Source organism: Streptomyces sp. IBSBF 3136 (assembly GCF_036815105.1).
Classification (GTDB): Bacteria; Actinomycetota; Actinomycetes; order Streptomycetales; family Streptomycetaceae; genus Streptomyces.
Genome location: NZ_JAJSZC010000065.1, coordinates 1 through 18599, shown reverse-complemented (window position 1 = coordinate 18599; position 18599 = coordinate 1). Strand labels below are relative to the sequence as shown.

General features: G+C 74.2%; 11 protein-coding genes and 1 pseudogene. 5 read left to right on the top strand and 7 right to left on the bottom strand.

From position 1 onward, the window contains the following. Positions 1-56: 56 nt before the first annotated feature. From V7E45_RS16450 to V7E45_RS16420, 7 genes and pseudogenes are all read right to left on the bottom strand, one after another. The gene (locus tag V7E45_RS16450; protein ID WP_333774913.1) at positions 57-815 is read right to left on the bottom strand and encodes a thioesterase II family protein; all 759 of its coding nucleotides are present in this window, start codon (positions 813-815) and stop codon (positions 57-59) included. Further along, complete coding sequence (locus V7E45_RS16445) at positions 812-1651, bottom strand: 4'-phosphopantetheinyl transferase family protein (RefSeq protein WP_333774912.1); 840 nt, start codon at positions 1649-1651, stop codon at positions 812-814. The genes V7E45_RS16450 and V7E45_RS16445 overlap by 4 nt, the downstream gene beginning before the upstream one ends. 56 nt (positions 1652-1707) lie before the next feature. After that, a complete protein-coding gene (glyA, locus tag V7E45_RS16440; protein ID WP_333774911.1) occupies positions 1708-3090 on the bottom strand; it encodes a serine hydroxymethyltransferase in 1383 nt (460 codons plus the stop codon). Next, positions 3090-6464 carry a non-ribosomal peptide synthetase gene (locus V7E45_RS16435; protein WP_333774910.1) on the bottom strand — a complete coding sequence of 1125 codons (3375 nt, stop codon included), beginning with the start codon at positions 6462-6464 and terminating at the stop codon, positions 3090-3092. Before V7E45_RS16435 ends, glyA begins: the two co-directional genes overlap by 1 nt. A gap of 984 nt (positions 6465-7448) precedes the next feature. Next, positions 7449-8747 (bottom strand): annotated as a pseudogene (locus tag V7E45_RS16430) (glutamine synthetase family protein); the annotation flags it as partial. A gap of 75 nt (positions 8748-8822) precedes the next feature. Beyond that, the gene (locus V7E45_RS16425; RefSeq protein ID WP_333774909.1) at positions 8823-11207 is read right to left on the bottom strand and encodes a M20/M25/M40 family metallo-hydrolase; all 2385 of its coding nucleotides are present in this window, start codon (positions 11205-11207) and stop codon (positions 8823-8825) included. A gap of 211 nt (positions 11208-11418) precedes the next feature. Further along, a complete protein-coding gene (locus tag V7E45_RS16420) occupies positions 11419-12168 on the bottom strand; it encodes a 2OG-Fe dioxygenase family protein (protein WP_333774908.1) in 750 nt (249 codons plus the stop codon). Positions 12169-12366: 198 nt separating this feature from the next. Here V7E45_RS16420 and V7E45_RS16415 point away from each other — a divergent pair, with 198 nt between their 5' ends. From V7E45_RS16415 to V7E45_RS16395, 5 genes are all read left to right on the top strand, one after another. After that, positions 12367-12954, top strand: coding sequence for a cysteine hydrolase family protein (locus V7E45_RS16415; RefSeq protein WP_333774907.1), 588 nt, complete (start codon positions 12367-12369; stop codon positions 12952-12954). Positions 12955-13066: 112 nt separating this feature from the next. Next, on the top strand, positions 13067-14092 hold the full coding sequence (gene hypE, locus V7E45_RS16410; RefSeq protein WP_333774906.1) for a hydrogenase expression/formation protein HypE: 1026 nt from the start codon (positions 13067-13069) through the stop codon (positions 14090-14092). Positions 14093-14115: 23 nt separating this feature from the next. Beyond that, positions 14116-16521 carry a carbamoyltransferase HypF gene (gene hypF / locus V7E45_RS16405; protein WP_333774905.1) on the top strand — a complete coding sequence of 802 codons (2406 nt, stop codon included), beginning with the start codon at positions 14116-14118 and terminating at the stop codon, positions 16519-16521. A 46-nt stretch (positions 16522-16567) separates the two neighbouring features. Further along, positions 16568-17908, top strand: coding sequence for a hypothetical protein (locus tag V7E45_RS16400; RefSeq protein ID WP_333774904.1), 1341 nt, complete (start codon positions 16568-16570; stop codon positions 17906-17908). Continuing rightward, positions 17905-18599 (top strand): gamma-glutamyl-gamma-aminobutyrate hydrolase family protein (locus V7E45_RS16395; protein WP_333774903.1); only part of this gene is annotated, 695 nt, incomplete at its 3' end. The genes V7E45_RS16400 and V7E45_RS16395, both read left to right, overlap by 4 nt.

The following is an 18599-nucleotide window of genomic DNA, read 5'->3' as shown; positions in this document are numbered from 1 at the left end:
CTCACCCTTCGATGGCTGGGGGTCGGTGGGGGTACTGGGAGGGTTCGTCGGTGCTGTCATGCCGGCCGCCGGGCCGGCCGCCGCAGGTGCGCCACGTCGGCGAGGAGCCGGTGGACGGTCTCGGCGGCCTGTTCCTGGACGAAGAAGTGGCCCGCGGCGAAGGTGTGCACGGTGAAGTCGCCGTCGCTCTCCTCGCGCCACCGGGCGGCGCGCGTCGGGTCCACCCCCGGGTCGTCGGCGCCGAGATAGAGGCGCACGGGACAGCCGAGCGGCCGGTCGTCCGGGTCCCGGGGACCGGCCAGCACGGTGAGGTCGGCGAGCAGCACCGGCAGGATCATGTCCAGGTAGGACCTGCTGGCCAGCAGTTCCGCCGGGGTGCCGCCCATGTGACGAAGGAAGGCGAGCGCCCCGTCCTCGGACAGCCAGCGCGTGTAGTCCTTGCGGGGCTCGCGGCGGGGCGCCTCGCAGGCGGCGGCCACCATCAGGTCCGGGGTGACGCCGTGTTCCCGGCGCAGGAACCGGATCAGCTCGGCGCCGATCGTGCCGCCCATGCTGTGGCCGAACACCACCAGCGGACGGTCGGCCAGGGCCTCGACCTCCGCGGCGAGCGGCGCCACGATCTCGGCCACGGAGCGCGCCGGCGGCTCGCTCAACCGGGTGCCGTGGCCGGGCAGTTCCACGGCCACCACGCCGACGTCCGGCGGCATCAGCCGGGGCCAGCGGCGGTAGACGTGCGCCGCTGCGCCCGCGGGCGGCAGGCACAGCACCCTGAGGGCGACGTCGTCGTCCGACGACCAGTCGCGCAGCCACGTCATACGAGTTCCTCTCCGGGCCGGTCCGGCTTCCTGTGTCCAGCTTCGTGATCGGGCGCCGGCCAGGCAGTCGGGAGAGTCCCCGACAGGGGCCCCGGGCACTCGGGCAGACAGCTCCAGCGCAGGGTCCGGGTGCCGCCCGCGGGCACGTCGTTGACGGCGAGCGCGGCGGCGAAGCCCTCCGGTGCCTCGACGGCGCGGACGAACCACACCCCGGGCACCCCGGGCACGCGGGCGTCCGCCCAGCCGTCCCGGCCGGGTTCGCCGACGTCCGGGAGATCCACCACGCCGGTCCCCGCGGCCTTCCCGACCGCCTCCAGCCGGGTCCACGCCTGGGTGCCGTCCAGGTCGGACAGCTGGGGGCCGCCCGCGCCGCCGGACAGCACGGCGGACCAGTTCACCCCGGCGCGGACCTGCTCCACGTCGACGCCCACCGCCAGCGGCGGCCGGCAGACGGCGACCATCGCCACCTGCTCGCTGTGGCTCAGGCTCACGTCCAGCGCGAGCCGGCCGGTGTCCACGGCCCACACCGGCTTCCCGTGCACGGCGGGACCGCACCGCGGGCAGAACCGGTGGAAGCGCAGCGCGGCGGGGCTCTCCCCGGTGTAGCCGGCCAGGATGTGCCGCAGCGCGCAATGGGCGGCCCGGTAGCGGCGGCGGTCCACGGCCCGTTGCAGCCGCCGGGCCTTCTGCCGTTCGTCACCGTCCAGACAGTCTCCGCCGTCGGGCAGTTCCAGCTCGTCGAGTTCCAGGTACCACAGGTGCACCACACCCGTGCGCAGGTCGAGCCGGGGAACCGCCGGCGTCGGCGGTTCCACGACCTGCCAGTTCGATGACATGCGCGACTCCTCGCTTGACCGGGCCCGGCCGGCGCGCGGCGGGGCCCGGCCGGTGGTCAGACGGCCGCGGCGGTCCGGTCGGCCTCGACCAGGGCCGGCCGGGGAAGGGGATGGTCGGGCAGCGGGAAGCGCCGGCACAGATCGGCGGCCCGGGCGGCCACTTCGGCCCGTACGACCGGGTCCAGGTCGTGGTTGCGGTCGCCGGCCGGGCGGACGGCGCGCAGCACGGCGTCGACGAGCCCGGCGCACTCCGCCATCTCGGCCACGCCCATGCCCCGCAGCGCCAGCACGTTGGTGCCCAGGCGGACCCCGCTGGTGACCCGGGGGCCGTGCGGGTCGCCCGGGATGCTGTTCTTGTTGACGATGACGCCGCAGCTCTCCAGCGCCTGTTCGGCGATCACGCCGGTCAGGCCGCGGCGGCCGACGTCGAGCAGCACCATGTGGGTGTCGGTGCCCCCGGCCAGCACATGATGGCCGAGCCGGTCCAGTTCGGCCGCGAGCGCCCGGGCGGTGGTGACGATTCGCCCGGCCCGCTCCCGGAACGCGGGCGTGGCGACCTCGGCCAGGGCCCGGGCCTTGGCGGCGACGGTGTTCAGCCGCGGGGTGCCCTGGAGGTAGGGGAAGACCGCGTCCTCCAGCGTCGCCCTGAGCGTCCTGCCCGAGGGCAGCCGCAGTTCGGCGTCGCGGCCGAGCAGGATCAGCCCGCCGCGCGGACCGTAGAGCTGCTTGTAGGTGCTCGTCGTGGTCACGTGGGCCACGTCGACGGGGCTCGGGTGCACCCCGGCGGCGACGAGTCCGGCGATGTGGGAGATGTCCGCGACGAGATAGGCGCCGACCTCGTCGGCGATCTCGCGGAACCGCCGGAAGTCGATGGTGCGGGGGTAGGAGCTGGCCCCGCAGAAGATCAGGCGCGGGCGGTGCGCGCGGGCGAGTCCGGCGACCGCCGCGTAGTCGATCAGACCGTCGGCGTCGAGGCCGTAGCGGACGGGGGTGAAGAAGCGGCCGGACATCGACGCGGCCGCCCCGTGCGTCAGGTGGCCGCCGGCCTTGAGGTCCATGCCGAGCACGGTGTCGCCCGGCCGGAGCAGCGAGCACAGCACCACCTGGTTGGCGGTGGAGCCCGAGTGCGGCTGGACGTTGGCGTGCCGTGCGCCGAAGGCGTCCTTCGCCCGGCGCACCGCCAGCCGCTCCACCTCGTCCACCAGCTCGCAGCCCGCGTGGTAGCGGGCGCCCGGGTACCCCTCGGTGGTCACGTTGCCGGTCGCGGTCGCCTCGCAGGCCAGCACGGACGGGTCGGCGGTGCTGGCCGCCGCGACCATGGCGAGCGTCTCGTGCTGGCGGATCTGCTCACGCTCCAGCAGCCCGTACAGCTCCGCGTCCCGTTCGGCGAGCAGGCCGACGCCGTGCGCCGCGGTGCGGGCCAGGATCCCGGTCCCCATCAGTGGGTCTCCTCAAGGGTTTCGAGCAGGTCCTGTGTCTGCGCGCTGTCCAGCGCCCGGACCTGCAGATAGATCTCCGCGACGGCCTGCGCGTCGATGCCGGCGGCCGTGCCCGCGGCCTCGGCGAGGACCGCCTGGCCGGCCAGGGTGGGCGTCTCGAACACGTCCCGCAGGGGGACGTCGAGCCGCAGGTGGTCGCTGAGCGCGTAGGCGACCTGGGTCACGCCCAGGGAGTTGCCGCCCAGGTCGAAGAAGTCGTCGTCGCGGCCCACCCGGTCGCGGCGCAGCACGTCCGCCCAGATGTCGGCGAGGGCACGCTCCAACGGGGTGCGCGGAGCCGCGTACGGGGTGGCCGGGGCGAGCCGCTCCTCGGCCTCGGGAGCCGGCAGGGCCCGGCGGTCCACCTTGCCGTTGGCCGACAGCGGCAGCGCCGCCAGCTCGACGAAGGTGTCCGGCACCATGTGGTCCGGCAGCAGGGTGGTCAGGTGGGCGCGCAGGTCGTGCGGGTCGGGGCTGTCCGCTCCGGCGGGCACCACGTAGGCGGTCAGCCCCACCCCGTGGCCGCTCGCGTCGGTGCGGACCACGGTGACGGCCTCGGCGAGGCCGGGGTGGCGGACGAGGGCCGCCTCGATCTCGCCGAGTTCGATCCGGAAGCCGCGCACCTTCACCTGGTGGTCGAGCCGGCCGATGAGGTGGACGGTGCCGTCCTCGGCGTACCGGGCGAGATCACCGGTGCGGTACATGCGGCTGCCCGCGGGCACGTTCGCGAAGGCTCCGGCGTAGGGGTGCGGCACGAAGCGCTCGGCGGTCAGCGCGCCCCGGCCCAGGTAGCCGCGGGCCAGTCCGGTGCCGGCCAGGCACAGCTCGCCGGGCACACCGACCGGCACCGGCCGCAGCGACTCGTCGACGATCAGCGCCTGCTGGTTGGCCATGGGGCGCCCGTACGGGATGTGCACCCACGAGGGGTCGGTGGCGGTGACGGGGAAGACGATCGAGTGGATCGAGGCCTCGGTGGCGCCGCCCATCACGACGACGGCGAGCTCCGGGAAGAGCACCCTGGCCCGGTCCGGCAGGGTCACCGGCACCCAGTCGCCGCCGAGGAACGCGGTGCGCAGGGTGGGCCGAGCCGGCCGGCCGGTGCCGTAGCCGTCCACCAGCGCCTCCAGCAGGGCCGGTGCCGAGTTCCAGACGGTGACCGAGTGGCGCTCGATCAGCTCGGCCCAGTGCCGGGGGTCCTTGGCCCGGTCGGCGTCGGGCAGAACCGTGGTGCCGCCGGCCGCGAGCATGCCCAGCAGCTCGTAGACCGACATGTCGAAGCTCAGCGACGACAGGGACAGCACCGAGTCGCCCGCGCCGATGTCCTGGCCGCGGTTGAGGTCGACGATGTTGTTGGCCGCGCCGCCGTGCGTGACGGCGACGCCCTTGGGACGTCCGGTCGAGCCGGAGGTGTAGATGACGTAGGCGAGGTCGTCGGGCCGTGCCCCGCCGGCCACCGGCCCGGACTCCGGTCCTGCCTCCGGTCCGGACGCCGGCCCGGACTCCGCGGTCCCACCGGCCGGCCGGCCGTCGCCGTCCAGCAGCAGCACGCTCAGTCGGGTACCGGTACCGGTGTCCGCGCCGGTTCCGGTGTCCGCGTCCAGGACCCGCCCGGTCGTGGCGTCGACGGGCAGCCGCTCGACGTGCTCCGCGTCGGTGAGGAGCACGAGGGGCCGGGCGTCGGCGAGCATGAACGCGAGCCGGTCGGCGGGGTAGGAGGCGTCCAGCGGTACGTAGGCGCCACCCGCCTTGAGGGTGCCGAGGACCGCGGTGGCCATCGCGGCCGAGCGGCCCAGGCACACGGCGACCGGGACGTTCGGGCCGACCCCGCGGGCGCGCAGTGCCGCGGCCAGCCGGTCCGCGCGCGCGTCGAGTTCGCCGTAGGTCAGGGAGCCCCCCGACCACACCAGGGCCGGGGCGGCGGGCCGGTCCGCCGCCTGCCGCTCGAACAGCTCGTGCAGGCAGGCCCGGGGGTCGGGGGCGGCGGTGGAGTTCCACTCCGACACCGCCCGCGCGATCTCGTCGGCGGTGAGCCAGGGCAGGTCGCTCAGCCGGCGGCCGGGGTCGGCGGCCGCGGCCGCGAGCAGCACCTCGAAGTGGTCCCACAGGCGGCGGATCGTCGAGGCGTCGAACAGGTCCGTCGCGTACTCGACGAAGCCGGTGTAGACGCCGTCGACCTCGCGCAGCTGGACGTTCAGGTCGCACTGCGTGCCGTGCCGTTCGACGCCCGCGGCACCGGCCGTCAGGCCCGGCAGCTCCAGTGTGGGCTCGGGGGCGGTCTGCAGCAGGAACAGCACCTGGGCCAGCGGGGTGACGCTCAGGTCACGGGGGATCTTCAGGTCCTCCACCAGCCGCTGGAACGGCAGGTCCTGGTGCTCCAGCGCCGCCAGGGTGGTGCCGCGCACCCGGTCGAGCAGCTCCTCGAAGGTGGGGTCGCCGGCCAGCGAGGTGCGCAGCGGCACCGTGTTGATGAAGCACCCGATGGTCTGCTCGGTCTCCGGTGTGCGGGTGGCCACACCGGTGCTCACCACGACGTCCTGCTGCCCGCTGCTGCGCCCGAGCACGAGCTGGAACGCGGCGAGCAGGGTCATGAACGGCGTCGTCCCGCTCGACCGCGCCAACTCCCTCACAGCGGAGGAAAGTCCTTTCGTCAGGGTGACCGGGAGCTGGCGGCCGCTCAGGGACTGCACGGACGGGCGCGGCCGGTCCAGTGGCAGGGCGAGGACGTGCGGGGCGCCGGCCAGCCGCTCACGCCAGTGGGCGAGCAGCTCCTCGACCCGCTCCCCGGTGAGCCGCTCGTTCTCCCACAGCGCGAAGTCCGGGTAGTGCACGTCCGGTTCGGGCAGCGCCGGGCCGGTGCCCGCGAGCTCGGCGGCGTAGTGCGCGCCCAGTTCGCGCAGCAGGATCCCGCTGGACCACATGTCGGACACCAGGTGGTGCGCGGTGACGGCCAGCACGTGGTCGTCCTCGGCCGTGCGCAGCAGCGACACCCGCAGCAGCGGCCCCTCGGCGAGGTCGAACGGCCGGGCCGCCTCCGCGGTCAGCGCCGCCCGGAGGCCGTCCTCGGGCACGTCCGTGACCGGCAGCGTGACGGTGAGGGACGCCTCGACGAGCTGCACGGCCCGGCCGTCGATCTGGACGAACCGGGTGCGCAGCGCCTCGTGCCGGTCGACGACCCGCTGCACGGCCCGCTCCAGGGCCGGCCGGTCCAGCGGGCCGCGCAGGCGCACGGCGAGCGGGATGTGGTAGGCGGCGGTGCCCGGTGTGAGCTGTTCGACGATCCACAGGCGTTCCTGGGCGGAGGCCATGGGAAAGATGGTCGGCTGGGGTGTCTGCATGGCCGTCTCCACACGTAGGCGTTGCGTCTGGCGCGTAGGCGCATGGGCACGTAGGCGCTGAGGTCGTGGCGATCACAGCTTCGCGACGGCGCGGGGATGCAGGTAGTCCGGGACTTTCCTGACGGCCCGGGAGTCCCTCGGGCCGCCCGCGGGCGGCCCCGCCCGGTCTAGGGTCGCCGGGACGACCGGACGGACCCCTGGGAGACACCTTGTCCGCAGCGCCCACGCTCACCCTGGCCCGCCGCTTCAACGGGCCCCCCGACAGCGCCAACGGCGGCTACGCCTGCGGCCGGCTCGCCGCACACGCCGAGGCCGTGGGGCACCTCACCGGTCCGGCCGCCGTCACCCTGCACCTGCCGGTGCCGCTGGAGACGCCGCTCGACTACCGCCCGGCGGGCCGCCGGGGCCACGCCTGGGACGGCGACCTGCTCGTCGCCTCCGTCGCCGCGGCGGACGGCGCCCCGGACGCCCCGGCGTTCGTGCCGGAGCCGGACGCCGGGGCCGCGGAGGACGCCTTCGTGGGGGAGGGGCACCCCTTCCCGGGCTGCTTCGTGTGCGGCACCGAACGTCCCGGGGACGGATTGAATCTGCGGCCGGGCCCCGTGGCCGGCCTGTCCGGCACCGTCGCCTGCCGCTGGACCCCCGAGGTCCGCTGGGCCGACGAGCGGGGCGAGGTCGGCGCCGCGTTCGTGTGGAGCGCCCTGGACTGCCCGGGCGGCTGGACGGCCGACCCGGTCCGCCGGCCCCGTGTGCTGGGCCGGATGACGGCCCGCGTCGACCGCCTGCCCACCGCGGGCCGCACCTACGTGGTGGTGGGCCGCCTCGAGCGTGCGGAGGGCCGTACGGCCACCAACACCACGGCCCTGTACGACGCGGCGGACGGCACCCTGCTCGCCGCCGCCTCCGCGGTGTGGGTGGCCCTGGACGGCTCGGCGGCCTGACCGGGTGCGGGACTTCCCCGTCAGGGCGGACCCGGACGTACACGACGGCCGCCTGGTTGGCGTAGTGGGCGAACGCCTCCTTCCCGAACGCCTCCGGGGCCAGCGCGCTGGTCTCCCACAGGGACAGCGCCTCCCGTAGGGTGCCCGGCACCCGTTCGGAGTCCGCCGCGTAGGCGTTGCCCTCGCACGGCTCGGGCAGCAGCAGCCGCCGGTCGATGCCGTCGAGCCCCGCCGCGATCAGCGCGGCCACGGAGAGGTACGGGTTCACGTCACCGCCCGGTACCCGGTTCTCCACCCGCAGCGAGTCACCCCGGCCGACGAGCCGCAGCGCGCACGTCCGGTTGTCCACACCCCAGCGCACGGCGGTGGGGGCGAAACTGCCGGGCACGTAGCGCTTGTACGAGTTGACCGTCGGCGCGTGCAGCAGCGCGAACTCGCGCAGCGCGGCGAGCTGTCCGGCGAGGAAGTGCTCGCCGATGAGGGACAGCCCGTAGGGGCCGTCCCCGGCCAGCACCGGCGTCCCGTCGACGCCGCGCAACGAGAGGTGGACGTGGCACGAGTTGCCCTCGCGCCGGTCCGGCTTGGCCATGAAGGTCAGGCTCGACCCCTGCTGGGCGGCGATCTCCTTGGCGCCCGTCTTGTAGATGCTGTGGTTGTCGCACGTGGTCAGGGCGTCGGCGTAGCGGAAGGCGATCTCGTGCTGGCCGGGGTTGCACTCGCCCTTGGCCGACTCCACGTACATGCCGGCGCCGGTCATGGCCGTGCGGATGTGCCGCAGCAGCGGCTCCACCCGGGACGTGCCCAGCACCGAGTAGTCCACGTTGTACTGGTTGGCGGGCGTCAGGTCACGGTACCCGCGCTGCCAGGCCTCCTCGTAGGTGTCCCGGTAGACGACGAACTCCAGCTCGGTGCCGACCATGGCCGACCAGCCGCGTTCGGCCAGCCGGTCCAGCTGCCGGCGCAGGATCTGCCGCGGCGACACCTCCACCGGGCTGCCGTTGTGCCAGGCCAGGTCGGCCAGGACCAGCGCGGTGCCGGGCTGCCAGGGCAGCACGCGCAGGGTGTCCAGGTCCGGCAGCAGCCGGAAGTCGCCGTAGCCGCGGTCCCAGGAGGCCATCGCGTAGCCGTCGACGGTGTTCATCTCGACGTCCACCGCGAGCAGATAGGCGCAGCCCTCCGCTCCGTGCCGGACCACCTCCTCCAGGAAGAACTCGGCGGACAGGCGCTTGCCCTGGAGCCGCCCCTGCATGTCGGTGAAGGCCAGGACGACGGTGTCGAGTTCGCCGGCGGCGACCCGGGCGCGCAGCCGGTCCAGGGTCAGCATGCCGTCTCGTTGTGCCATGGGGTTCTCCTGCTCGGGGCTCGGCCGTGGTCCGAAAGGTCGGTCCGGACGCCGGTGCGAAGGTCGGTCCGGAGGTCAGATCGTGAAGCCCTTGGAGACCAGCGTGAAGCCGGAGTCCAGGGAGGACCAGGTCACCGTGCGCGGCCGGGCCGGCCGCAGGGTGCCCGCCGGGAAACCGGTGTGCTCGGCGACCGCGCGCAGCCGCAGCGGCCCGGCGCCGGTGAGCCGCAGCGTCAGTTCGACCCCGCCGCCCGGCGGGTCGACGTAGAGGAAGCCCCAGGTCCACCGGCCGTCCCCGGAGGTGCGGTTGTGCCCGCCGGGCAGCCGTTCGCCCGCCACGGTCAGGCCGCGCACGGTGCCGCTGGTGGTGTCCGCGTAGATCATCAGCTGGTCCGGGGTGCCGTGGGCGGCACCGAGGCGGATCCGAACCTGCCGGCCGCCGCGGGCCGTGGTCCGGTCCGACAGCACCTTCAGGGTGGGCGTGGCGAGCGTCCGCGCGGGCGCGGGGCCCGTGCGCCAGCGCGCGGGCTCCCGCAGCGGCGGGAACCGGTCTTCGACGTGCTCCGCGCCACCGTCGACGAACGACCCGAGCCAGGGGTGGCTGCCCAGCCCGTTGCTCACCCAGCGGGCCCGGCCGCTGTCGGCGTCCAGGGTGTACACGAGGCTCACCTGGGCCGGGTGCGCCGGGTCGACACCGTCCCGGACCACTCCGGCGGCCACCACGGCCAGGCCGGTGACCACCGCCGCCAGCGCCCGCAGGGCCAGCGGCCTGCCGCGCAGCGGAGAGCCGGCGAACGGCATCGGCAGGGTGAGCGCGAACAGCGCGCCCAGCAGCAGCGGCACGAAGGCCATGCCGAGCCCCAGGGTCGGGAACAGCAGCGCCGCGACGGGCAGCAGCAGGGCGGCGGCGGGCAGCGACCCCAGGGCAGCGGCGGCGGCCCGCCAGCGCGAGGTCTCCGGCAGCCGGCCCGCCACGAGCAGACCCGTCGCGCCGAACAGGGCCGGCCACACGAACAGGTAGGAGCCGCCCGGCACCAGCGGCGCCGTCACCACGGCGAGCAGCACGAACCAGCCGGTGACGGCGGCAGAGGTCGCCACGGCCCCGCACCGGCGGCGCAGTACGGCGGTGCAGGCCCACACGGCCGCCAGCGCGACGACCCCGAGTCCGAAGGCGGCGGGGCCGGGGCGGTGCGGGTCCCCGAAGACGAAGCCCGCGTAGGCGGGGCGGGCGAGCAGGAGGAGCTGCCAGCCGGCCCAGCCGGTCAGGGCCGCGCCGAGCAGCGGTACCGGCACGGCCGCGGCGGCGGCGACGGCCGACCGGCCCCGCAGCGCGCCCCGGCGCACCGCGTACCACAGGCCCGCGGCGAACAGGGCGGCGGCGAGCACCGCGAGCGGCGTCACCAGGGCGCCGGGATAGCGCACCAGCAGCCCCGCCCAGGAGAAGTAGGTGGACTGCGTGCCCTGGCGGACGGTCGTCAGGTCGGTGGCGGCCAGGCGCCGGGTGGCGCCCAGCACGGTGTCGCCGAGGTCCTGCAGGGAGGCCCGGCTGGAGTGGGCCAGGTCGTCCCGCGGGGTGTCGTAGTTCGCCGAGGTGCCGACGTTGGCGAAGTTCATGCCGGTGAAGCCGGCGTCGCGGAAGACGGTGAAGTCGGTGTAGTTGGGCAGCCTGCGGTAGACCTCGTGCGCCAGCGAGGTGGTGACCGGGACGTGCCCGTCGAGCGCCGGCACGAGGGCGCCGTTGTGGTCGCCCGTCTCGAACATCAGCGTGCGCCCGGACGTGCCGCGCGACTCCAGGTTGAGCACGACGGTCTTCCCCGGGTCGCCCGCCGCGCCGGAGGCGGTGTACTGCTGGGCCCCGACCTTGCCGAGTTCCTCCCCGTCGGTGAACAGGAAGGTCACGTCGTTGCGGGGGGCGGGGCCCGCGCGCAGGGCGCGGGCGATCTCCAGCAGGGACGCGATGCCGTGCCCGTCGTCGGTGGCGCCGGGCCCGATCTCGACCGAGTCGTAGTGCGCGACCAGCAGCACCCGTCCGGTGGGGTGCGAGCCCGGCAGCGTCGCCCGGATGTCCTGTGTCGGTGCCGCCAGCGCGGCGCCCGAGGTGGTGTCGGTGCCCAGTCCGCGCAGCACTCGCGGGCGCAGTCCGAGCTTGTCCAGCTCGGCCACCAGCCGGTCGCGGACCCGGTCGTGCGCGGCCGAGCCGAGGGGGCGCGGCTCCTTGGCGAAGGCGTCGACGAACGTCTGGGCGCGGCCGGCGGAGAAGACGCCGGCCGCGGCGTCGGGGGACCGCGCCCCGCCGGGTACGGCGTTCGCCACCACCGGGACCAGCGCGACCACGCTCACCAGGAGGAGCAGCAGCAGCTCGGGCAGGGCGCGGCCCGGCCATCGCGCCGGGGACGGCGCGGGCTCGGCCTGAGCGGGCACCGCAGGGGCGGGCGCGTTCGGCAGCAGACGGAACGTCACGGTCGGCCTTCCTGGAAGACGGGTCGGAACACACGGGTGTGGCGGGCAGGGGCCGGGGGAGAGGCGCGGGCACGGGGCCCGGCTCAGCCGCTCCTCGGCCCGGTCCGCTCCCGCCCGGGCGCCGGCCCGTTCCCGCTCCGGGACGGTGCCGTGCCCGCGATCACCACCTGGTGCAGGGCCCGGAGCAGGCGCCTGCGCACCAGGCGGGCCCTCACGGCAGGTCGAAGTCGACGATCAGCACGTCACGGTGGGCCGGCGCCGAGGGGTCCACCGGCGTCACCGCGGTGACGTCGTGCAGCACGGCCCGGTCGTCGACGATCAGCTGGTCGCCCGGCTCCAGCAGGGTGGTCGTCAGCAGCGGCTCGCCGTCCTGCGTGTACAGCGAACTCTCGCCGCCCGCCACGTTCGTGCGGTTCACCAGGAGCGAGGTGACGAAGGTCGACCCGTCGCGGTGCCGGCCCTGCGGCGCGGGCCGGCCGGTCTGCGCGCTGTCGGTGACGATGCGGAACGGGTGGAGTTTGACGTCCCAGCGGGAGACACCCTCCACCGCCGAGAAGATCTCGCCCAGCGCCAGCACGATCCCGCGGGTCAGCGGATCGTCGAGGAAGGCCCGCGTGAGCGGCTCGAAGTGCCGTTCGAAGCCCCCGTTGAGCGGGTTGACGTCGCTCTCCTGCCGGTACGGGCCGTGCGGCAGCGCGGTCAGCTCCCCGGTGGCGGCGTCCAGCCGGAAGTGGCCGTAGCGCCGGTAGCGGTACGACCCCCCGTCGCGCATGTACCGGTCCTGGCACAGGTCGTCCCAGTGGCCGGCGAAGCGGGCCCAGTCCGCTTCCGTGGCGCCGACGAGCGCGGACTGCTCCGCCGCGGGCTGGAGGTAGCCGCCGCGTGCCGACAGCTCACGCACGGCCGCCGCGATCGCGTCACGCGTGCCGCCGGGCCGTTCCGCGGTGATCGGTTCGGACATCTCGGGAGCCCCCTTTCTGGATTGCGGGCAGGGGCCCCGATCGTGACAACGCCCCGCCCCCTCCCACGAGTCCGGGGAATCCCCCGCGACGCCGGTCAGGGTTTCTCCCGACTGCCGCGGCGCAGCCCGCCGGCGGGATCTTCGAGGTCCGACGACGACCCGCGGCGCAGTCAGCCGCGACGTGCCAAGGAGAGACGAATGAGCAAGGTCGCAGTCCTGACCAACGACCTGCAGTACGACCTGGTCAACAAGAACCAGGAGCGGATCGACGCCGTCGAAGAGGCCACGCCGAGCTTCTCCGCCTTCCTCGACGACATGCGCGAGCGCGGCCACCACATCATCCACCTGCAGCTGATCAACCGCCCCGACGACCCGGTGGCCGAGCGCTACGACGGCGGCCGCCTGCCGGCGCAGAAGGGCACCAAGGGCGCCGAGATCCTGCCCGTGTTCCTCGCCGACACCGACATCCTCGTCGAGAAGAACAAGGACAGCGGCTTCTACGAGACCGACCTGCACGAGCGCCTGCAGGACCTGGGCGTCGAGGCCGTCGTCGTGACCGGCATGCAGGGCCAGATCTGCGTGCAGACCACGGCCGCCGACGCGTTCTTCCGCGGCTACAACGTGTGGGTCCCGAGCGACTGCGTCGTCTCCGCCCGCGACCACGACAAGATCCGCGCCCTGGACTGGCTGGACGGCTACTGCGCCACCGTCGCCCCCTCCGCCGAGATCATCCGGCAGCTCGACGAGACCGGCGAGCTGTCCCGGAAGGTGTTCCGCACGCCGTGACCGCCCGGCCGGTGACCGGCCGACGCGCCCGTCCCCGCGCCCTCCCCGCGCACCGGACCGCGCACCGAACCTCCCGAACCGAACCCCCGAACTGACAGGAGACCCGTCGCTGATGGCCACGGAATCCTTGCTGGACCAGCAGATCGTCCTAGACCACGGCACTGGTGCCCGGCTCAGCCGGGAGCTGGTCGAGTTCGTCGTGGAGGTACTGGGCGACGTCTACATCGGCGAGATGGAGGACAGCGCGATGCTGCCGGCGCCCTCCGGCAGCATCGCGATGACCACCGACTCCTTCGTCGTCGACCCGCCGTTCTTCGGCAACGGCGACATCGGCAAGATCGCCGTCTGCGGCACGGTCAACGACCTCGCCGTGGTGGGTGCCAAGCCGCTCTACCTCACCCTCGCGATGATCCTGGAGACCGGACTGCCGATCCGGGACCTGCACCGCGCCCTGGTCTCGCTGCGGGACACCGCGGCCGAGGCCGGCGTGAAGATCGTCGCGGGCGACACCAAGGTGGTCGCGCCCGGCGAGGCCGACGGCATCTTCCTCAACACCACCGGGATCGGGGTGTTCCACACACCGCCCAAGCGCATGAAGGACGTCCGTCCCGGCGACCGGATCGTGCTCAGCGGGCCGATCGGCAACCACACCGTGCACCTGCTGTCGGTGCGTGAGGGCCTGGGCTTCGAGAAGAACGTGCTCAGCGACTGCGCACCGCTCAACGGCCTGATCGACTCCGTCGAGGCGGCCGTACCCGCCGACGCCGTGCGCTCCATGCGCGACGTCACCCGCGGCGGGCTCTCCGCCGTCCTGCACGAGTACTCGGCGGCGCTCGGCCGGAAGGTGCGCGTCGAGGAGGCGGAGCTGCCGATCGCCCACGAGACGCAGATGGCGGCCGACATGCTCGGCATCAACCCCATCCACTGCGCCAACGAGGGCTGCCTGGCGCTGTTCGTGGACCCCGACTCCGTCGACGTCGTGCTCAAGGCGCTGCGCGAACACCCGTACGGCGCCCAGGCCGTGGTCGTCGGCGAGGTCACCGAACAGCCCGGCAAGGCGGTCGAACTGCTCGGTCGCGACGGCCGGGTCAGCGAGATCGAGGAACTCCAGGGCGCGGAACTCCCGCGTCTTTGCTGAACACACCGGATCGGAGCGGGATCGTGCAGCAGATCACTGTGCCGGACGGCAGCCCGTCCGCCGCACCCGGAACGTCCCCCTCGGCCGAGCAGTGGCTGATCCGGGTCCGCGGAGTGGTGCAGGGCGTGGGCTACCGGCCCTTCGTCCACACCCTGGCGACCTCCCTGGGGTTGTCCGGCTGGGTGCTCAACGACAGTCACGGCGTGCGGACCGAGGTCCGGGGAGAGGTCGCCCGGCTGAACGCCTTCGTCGTGGCCCTGCGCGACGACGCTCCGCTCCTGGCCCGGGTCGACGAGGTGCGGGTGGAGGACCGCACCTCCGTCCCGGCCGCGGCCGGCGCGGGTTTCGAGATCCGGCAGAGCGCCCGCACGGGCAGGTCGAGCACCATCGTCCCGCCCGACTCCCACGTGTGCGCCGACTGCCTGCGCGAGGTCCGCGACCCCGCCGACCGGCGTTACCGCTACCCCTTCACCAACTGCACCCACTGCGGGCCGCGTTACTCCCTCATCAAGGGGCTCCCGTACGACCGGGAGCAGACCACCATGGCGTCCTTCGTGATGTGCGCCGACTGCCGGAGCGAGTACGAGGACCCGGCCGACCGCCGCTACCACGCCCAGCCCAACGCCTGTCCCGCCTGCGGCCCCCGGCTGACCCTGTCGGGCCCCGACGGGGAGCTGGCCACCGGCGACGACGCCCTGACCGCCGCCACCGAGGCCCTGGCCGCCGGCCGGATCGTCGCCGTGAAGAGCGTCGGCGGCTTCCACCTGGCGGTCGACGCCCGCGACGCCGGGGCCGTCGCGAGGCTGCGCCGCCGCAAGAAGCGCGACTCCAAACCGTTCGCGGTCATGGTCGACGACCTGCGCGCCGCGGCCCGGCTCGCCGACTGCGGTGCCGCCGAGGCGGAACTCCTCGAGTCACCGGCCCGGCCGATCGTCCTGCTGCGCAAGATCCCCGGTGCGCTGCCCGAGGAGATCGCCCCGCGCAACCCCAACCTCGGCGTCATGCTGCCCTCCGCGCCCCTGCACCACCTTCTGCTGGACCGCCCGGGGCTCGACGTGCTCGTGATGACCAGCGGAAACGTCTCCGGCTACCCCATCGCCTACCGCAACGAGGATGCCCTCGGCCGGCTCTTCGAGGTCGCCGACCTGGTGCTCCACCACGACCGCGACATCCACGTCCGGGTGGACGACTCCGTCGTCCGCTGCTCGGACCACCCCGCCCTCGACACCCCGCTCGTCACCTTCCTGCGCCGCTCCCGCGGCTACGCCCCCTACCCCGTCGAGGTAGACGCCCTGCCCGAACCCGTCCTCGCCCACGGCGCCGAACTGAAGACCACCCTGGCACTCGGCACGGACCGCAAGGTGTACGTCAGCCAGCACATCGGCGACCTGAAGAACGACGAGACCTTCCGCTCGCACAGGCAGACCGCGACCCACCTCACCGACCTGTACGGACTGCGGCCCCGGCACGTCGCCGTCGACATGCACCCCTCGTTCCGCTCCCACGTGCTGGCCGGCGACGAACGGCCCGGGGACGTGGTGGAGGTGCAGCACCACCACGCCCACATGGCCTCGTGCATGGCCGAGAACCGGCTCACCGGCACCACCCTGGGCGTCGTCTTCGACGGCGCGGGCTACGGCCTCGACGGCACCATCTGGGGCGGCGAGTTCCTGCTCGGCGACTTCGCCGGCGTGGACCGGGTGGCCCACCTGCGGCCGATCCCGCTGCTCGGCGGCGACATGGCCGTCCACCAGCCGGTGCGCACCGCCTTCGCCCTCGCCCTGGAGGCCCTGGGCGACCCGGGGGCGGCCGTCGCCGCCTTCCCGGCCCTCGGGGAACTGACCGGGCAGGAGCGCCACGTCTACACCACCATGGTGCGGCGCGGCATCAACGCCCCGCGCGTCTCCAGCATGGGCCGCCTCATCGACGGCGTCGCGGCGCTGCTCGGGGTGTGCTCCCACGCCGAGTACGAGGCCCAGGGCCCCATCGAACTGGAAGGCCTGCTCGGCCGGGACCTCACCTGCGCCGACCGTCCCTACCGCTTCGGCGTCAGCGGAGCCGCCGACGGCACCGGCCCCCGGGTGGTCGACCCCCTCCCGATGGTCCGCGACCTCGCCGCCGACCTCGCCGCGGGCACGCCCGCGGAGACGGTCAGCCGGCGCTTCCACACCGCGGTGGTGCGGATGGTCGTGGAGATGTGCGCCGGCCGGCGCGCGGACCACGGCATTAGCCAGGTCGTCCTCTCCGGCGGTGTCTTCCTCAACGAGTTCCTGCTGATCAACTGCATCGCCGCACTGCGCGAGGCCGGGTTCGACGCGTACCCGCACCGACTCGTGCCCACCAACGACGGGGGCATCGCCCTCGGCCAGGTGATGGTGGCCGGCGCCCGGCTGCGCGAGCGGTCCCGGGCCGCCGCCGCGTCGAAGTGAGATCCCCCAGCGTCCCCGAGCCGCAAGAGTTAAGGAGTCACCCGAGGTGAACACCGACGTGACACTGGAACAGGTCGTCCGGCTCCTCGCCGACAACGAGACGGAAGCCCGGCAGACCCTCAGCATGGTGCCGAGCGAGAACGCCCTGTCCGGACTGTCGAAGCTGCCCCTGCTGCTCGACCCGTACCACCGCTACTTCTTCAACGAGTCGGACCACCCGGACCGCTGGCACTTCCGCGGCGGCCAGCGCCTGCGCGACCTGGAGACGAACCTCACCGTCCCGCTGCTGCGGGAGCTCGGCCGGGCCGAGTTCGTCTCCGTGCGCCCGCTCAGCGGCCTGAGTGCCATGACCCTGGTGCTGGCGGCCCTCGGCGGCGACCCCGAGTCGACGGTCGTCACCGTCGCGGCCGAGAACGGCGGCCACTTCGCCACGCCCAGCGTGGCCCGCCGGCTCGGTCTGAACGTCGAGTTCCTGCGCGGCCCCGACCCGCACTCCCTCGACCTCGACCACGCGGCACGACTGCTGGCCCGCACCCGGCCCGCGCTGCTGTACGTCGACCAGTCCCACTGCCTGTTCCCCATCGACGTCGCCGAACTGGTCGCCGTGGTCCGCGAGGTGTCCCCGCGGACCCGGGTGCACGTCGACGCGAGCCACTGGTTCGGCCTGGTGCTCGGCGGGGTGTTCCCCAACCCGCTGGACCAGGGCGCCGACAGCCTCGGCGGCTCCACCCACAAGACGTTCCCCGGACCGCAGAAGGCCGTCGTCCTCACCCGCGACGCCGAGATCGACCGGCGCGTGCGCGACACCCAGGACTTCCTGGTCAGCAGCCACCACTTCGCCTCCACCATCGGCCTCGGCATCGCGCTGCTGGAGTTCCGCGACCACGGCGGGCCCGCCTACGCCCAGGCCGTCGTCGACAACACCCGTACCTTCGGCGAGCTGCTGACCGAGCGCGGCATCACCGTCTGCGCCGCCGACCGCGGCTACTCCGCCGGCCACCAGCTGTGGCTGGACACCGAGCGGGACGGCGTCGCGCCGAAGACGGCGAGCGACCGGCTGTACGCGGCCGGCCTGCGCGTCAACTTCATGGCCGGGCTGCCCGGCTTCACCGGCCAGGGCGTGCGCATCGGGCTCAACGAACCCACCTACCACGGGCTCGCCGGGGACGACCTGGTCGAACTGGCCGACGTCTTCGCGCAGGCCGTGCACGCCACCGCCCCCGCGGCCGACCTCGCCGACCGGGTGGCGGCGCTCCGGCTGCGCACCCGCTTCGGAGCACCGGTGGACAGCACCTCCTCCCTCTTCGAGCAGGCCCTCGCCCTGTGCGCCGACGCCCTGCGCACCACGCCCGTCGCCGCGGGCCGGCCGCAGGAGGTCACCCCGTGAGCCGGCCGCTCATCGGCATCGCGAGCTACCTCGAACCGGCCCGCTGGAACATCTGGGACACGCGCGCCGCCGTCATCCACGAGTCGTACGTCGACGGCGTCACCGCCGCCGGCGGCCGGGTCGTGGTGCTGCCCCCCGACGACCGCGACGCCGACGTCCTCGACCGGCTCGACGGACTGCTGCTGCCCGGCGGGGTGGACCTCGCCCCGCACCACTACGGGCAGGCCCACCACCCCGAGACCGACACCGAACAGCGCCTGCGGGACAGCGCAGAACTGCTCCTGCTGAGGGGCGCGCTCGACCGGGACCTGCCCGTCCTCGGCGTCTGCCGCGGACTGCAGCTGCTGGCCGTCGTCCACGGCGGCTCCCTGCACCAGCACCTCCCCGACGTGCTCGGCCACACCGGCCACTGCCCGCGCGAGGGCGTCTTCGGCGCGCACGAGGTCGAGTTCGCCCCGGACAGCGTCCTGGGCTCCGTGTACGGACGGCGCGCCCGGGTCAACTCCCACCACCACCAGGGCGTCGCCGACGCCGGCCCGCTGCGGGTCACCGCCCGCGCCGACGACGGTCTGGTCGAGGGCGCCGAGGACCCCGCCCACCGCTTCGTCGTGGGCGTGCAGTGGCACCCCGAGGTCTCCGGCGACCACGCCCTCTTCGCCCGGTTCGTCGCCGCCTGCGCCCGCCCCGGCAC

Coding starts and splice junctions, on each gene's coding strand:
- V7E45_RS16435 (WP_333774910.1), bottom strand. CDS start 6,464: ATGCAGACACCCCAGCCGACCATCTTTCCCATGGCCTCCGCCCAGGAA.
- V7E45_RS16420 (WP_333774908.1), bottom strand. CDS start 12,168: ATGTCCGAACCGATCACCGCGGAACGGCCCGGCGGCACGCGTGACGCG.
- V7E45_RS16450 (WP_333774913.1), bottom strand. CDS start 815: ATGACGTGGCTGCGCGACTGGTCGTCGGACGACGACGTCGCCCTCAGG.
- hypE (WP_333774906.1), top strand. CDS start 13,067: ATGGCCACGGAATCCTTGCTGGACCAGCAGATCGTCCTAGACCACGGC.
- V7E45_RS16415 (WP_333774907.1), top strand. CDS start 12,367: ATGAGCAAGGTCGCAGTCCTGACCAACGACCTGCAGTACGACCTGGTC.
- glyA (WP_333774911.1), bottom strand. CDS start 3,090: ATGGGGACCGGGATCCTGGCCCGCACCGCGGCGCACGGCGTCGGCCTG.
- V7E45_RS16445 (WP_333774912.1), bottom strand. CDS start 1,651: ATGTCATCGAACTGGCAGGTCGTGGAACCGCCGACGCCGGCGGTTCCC.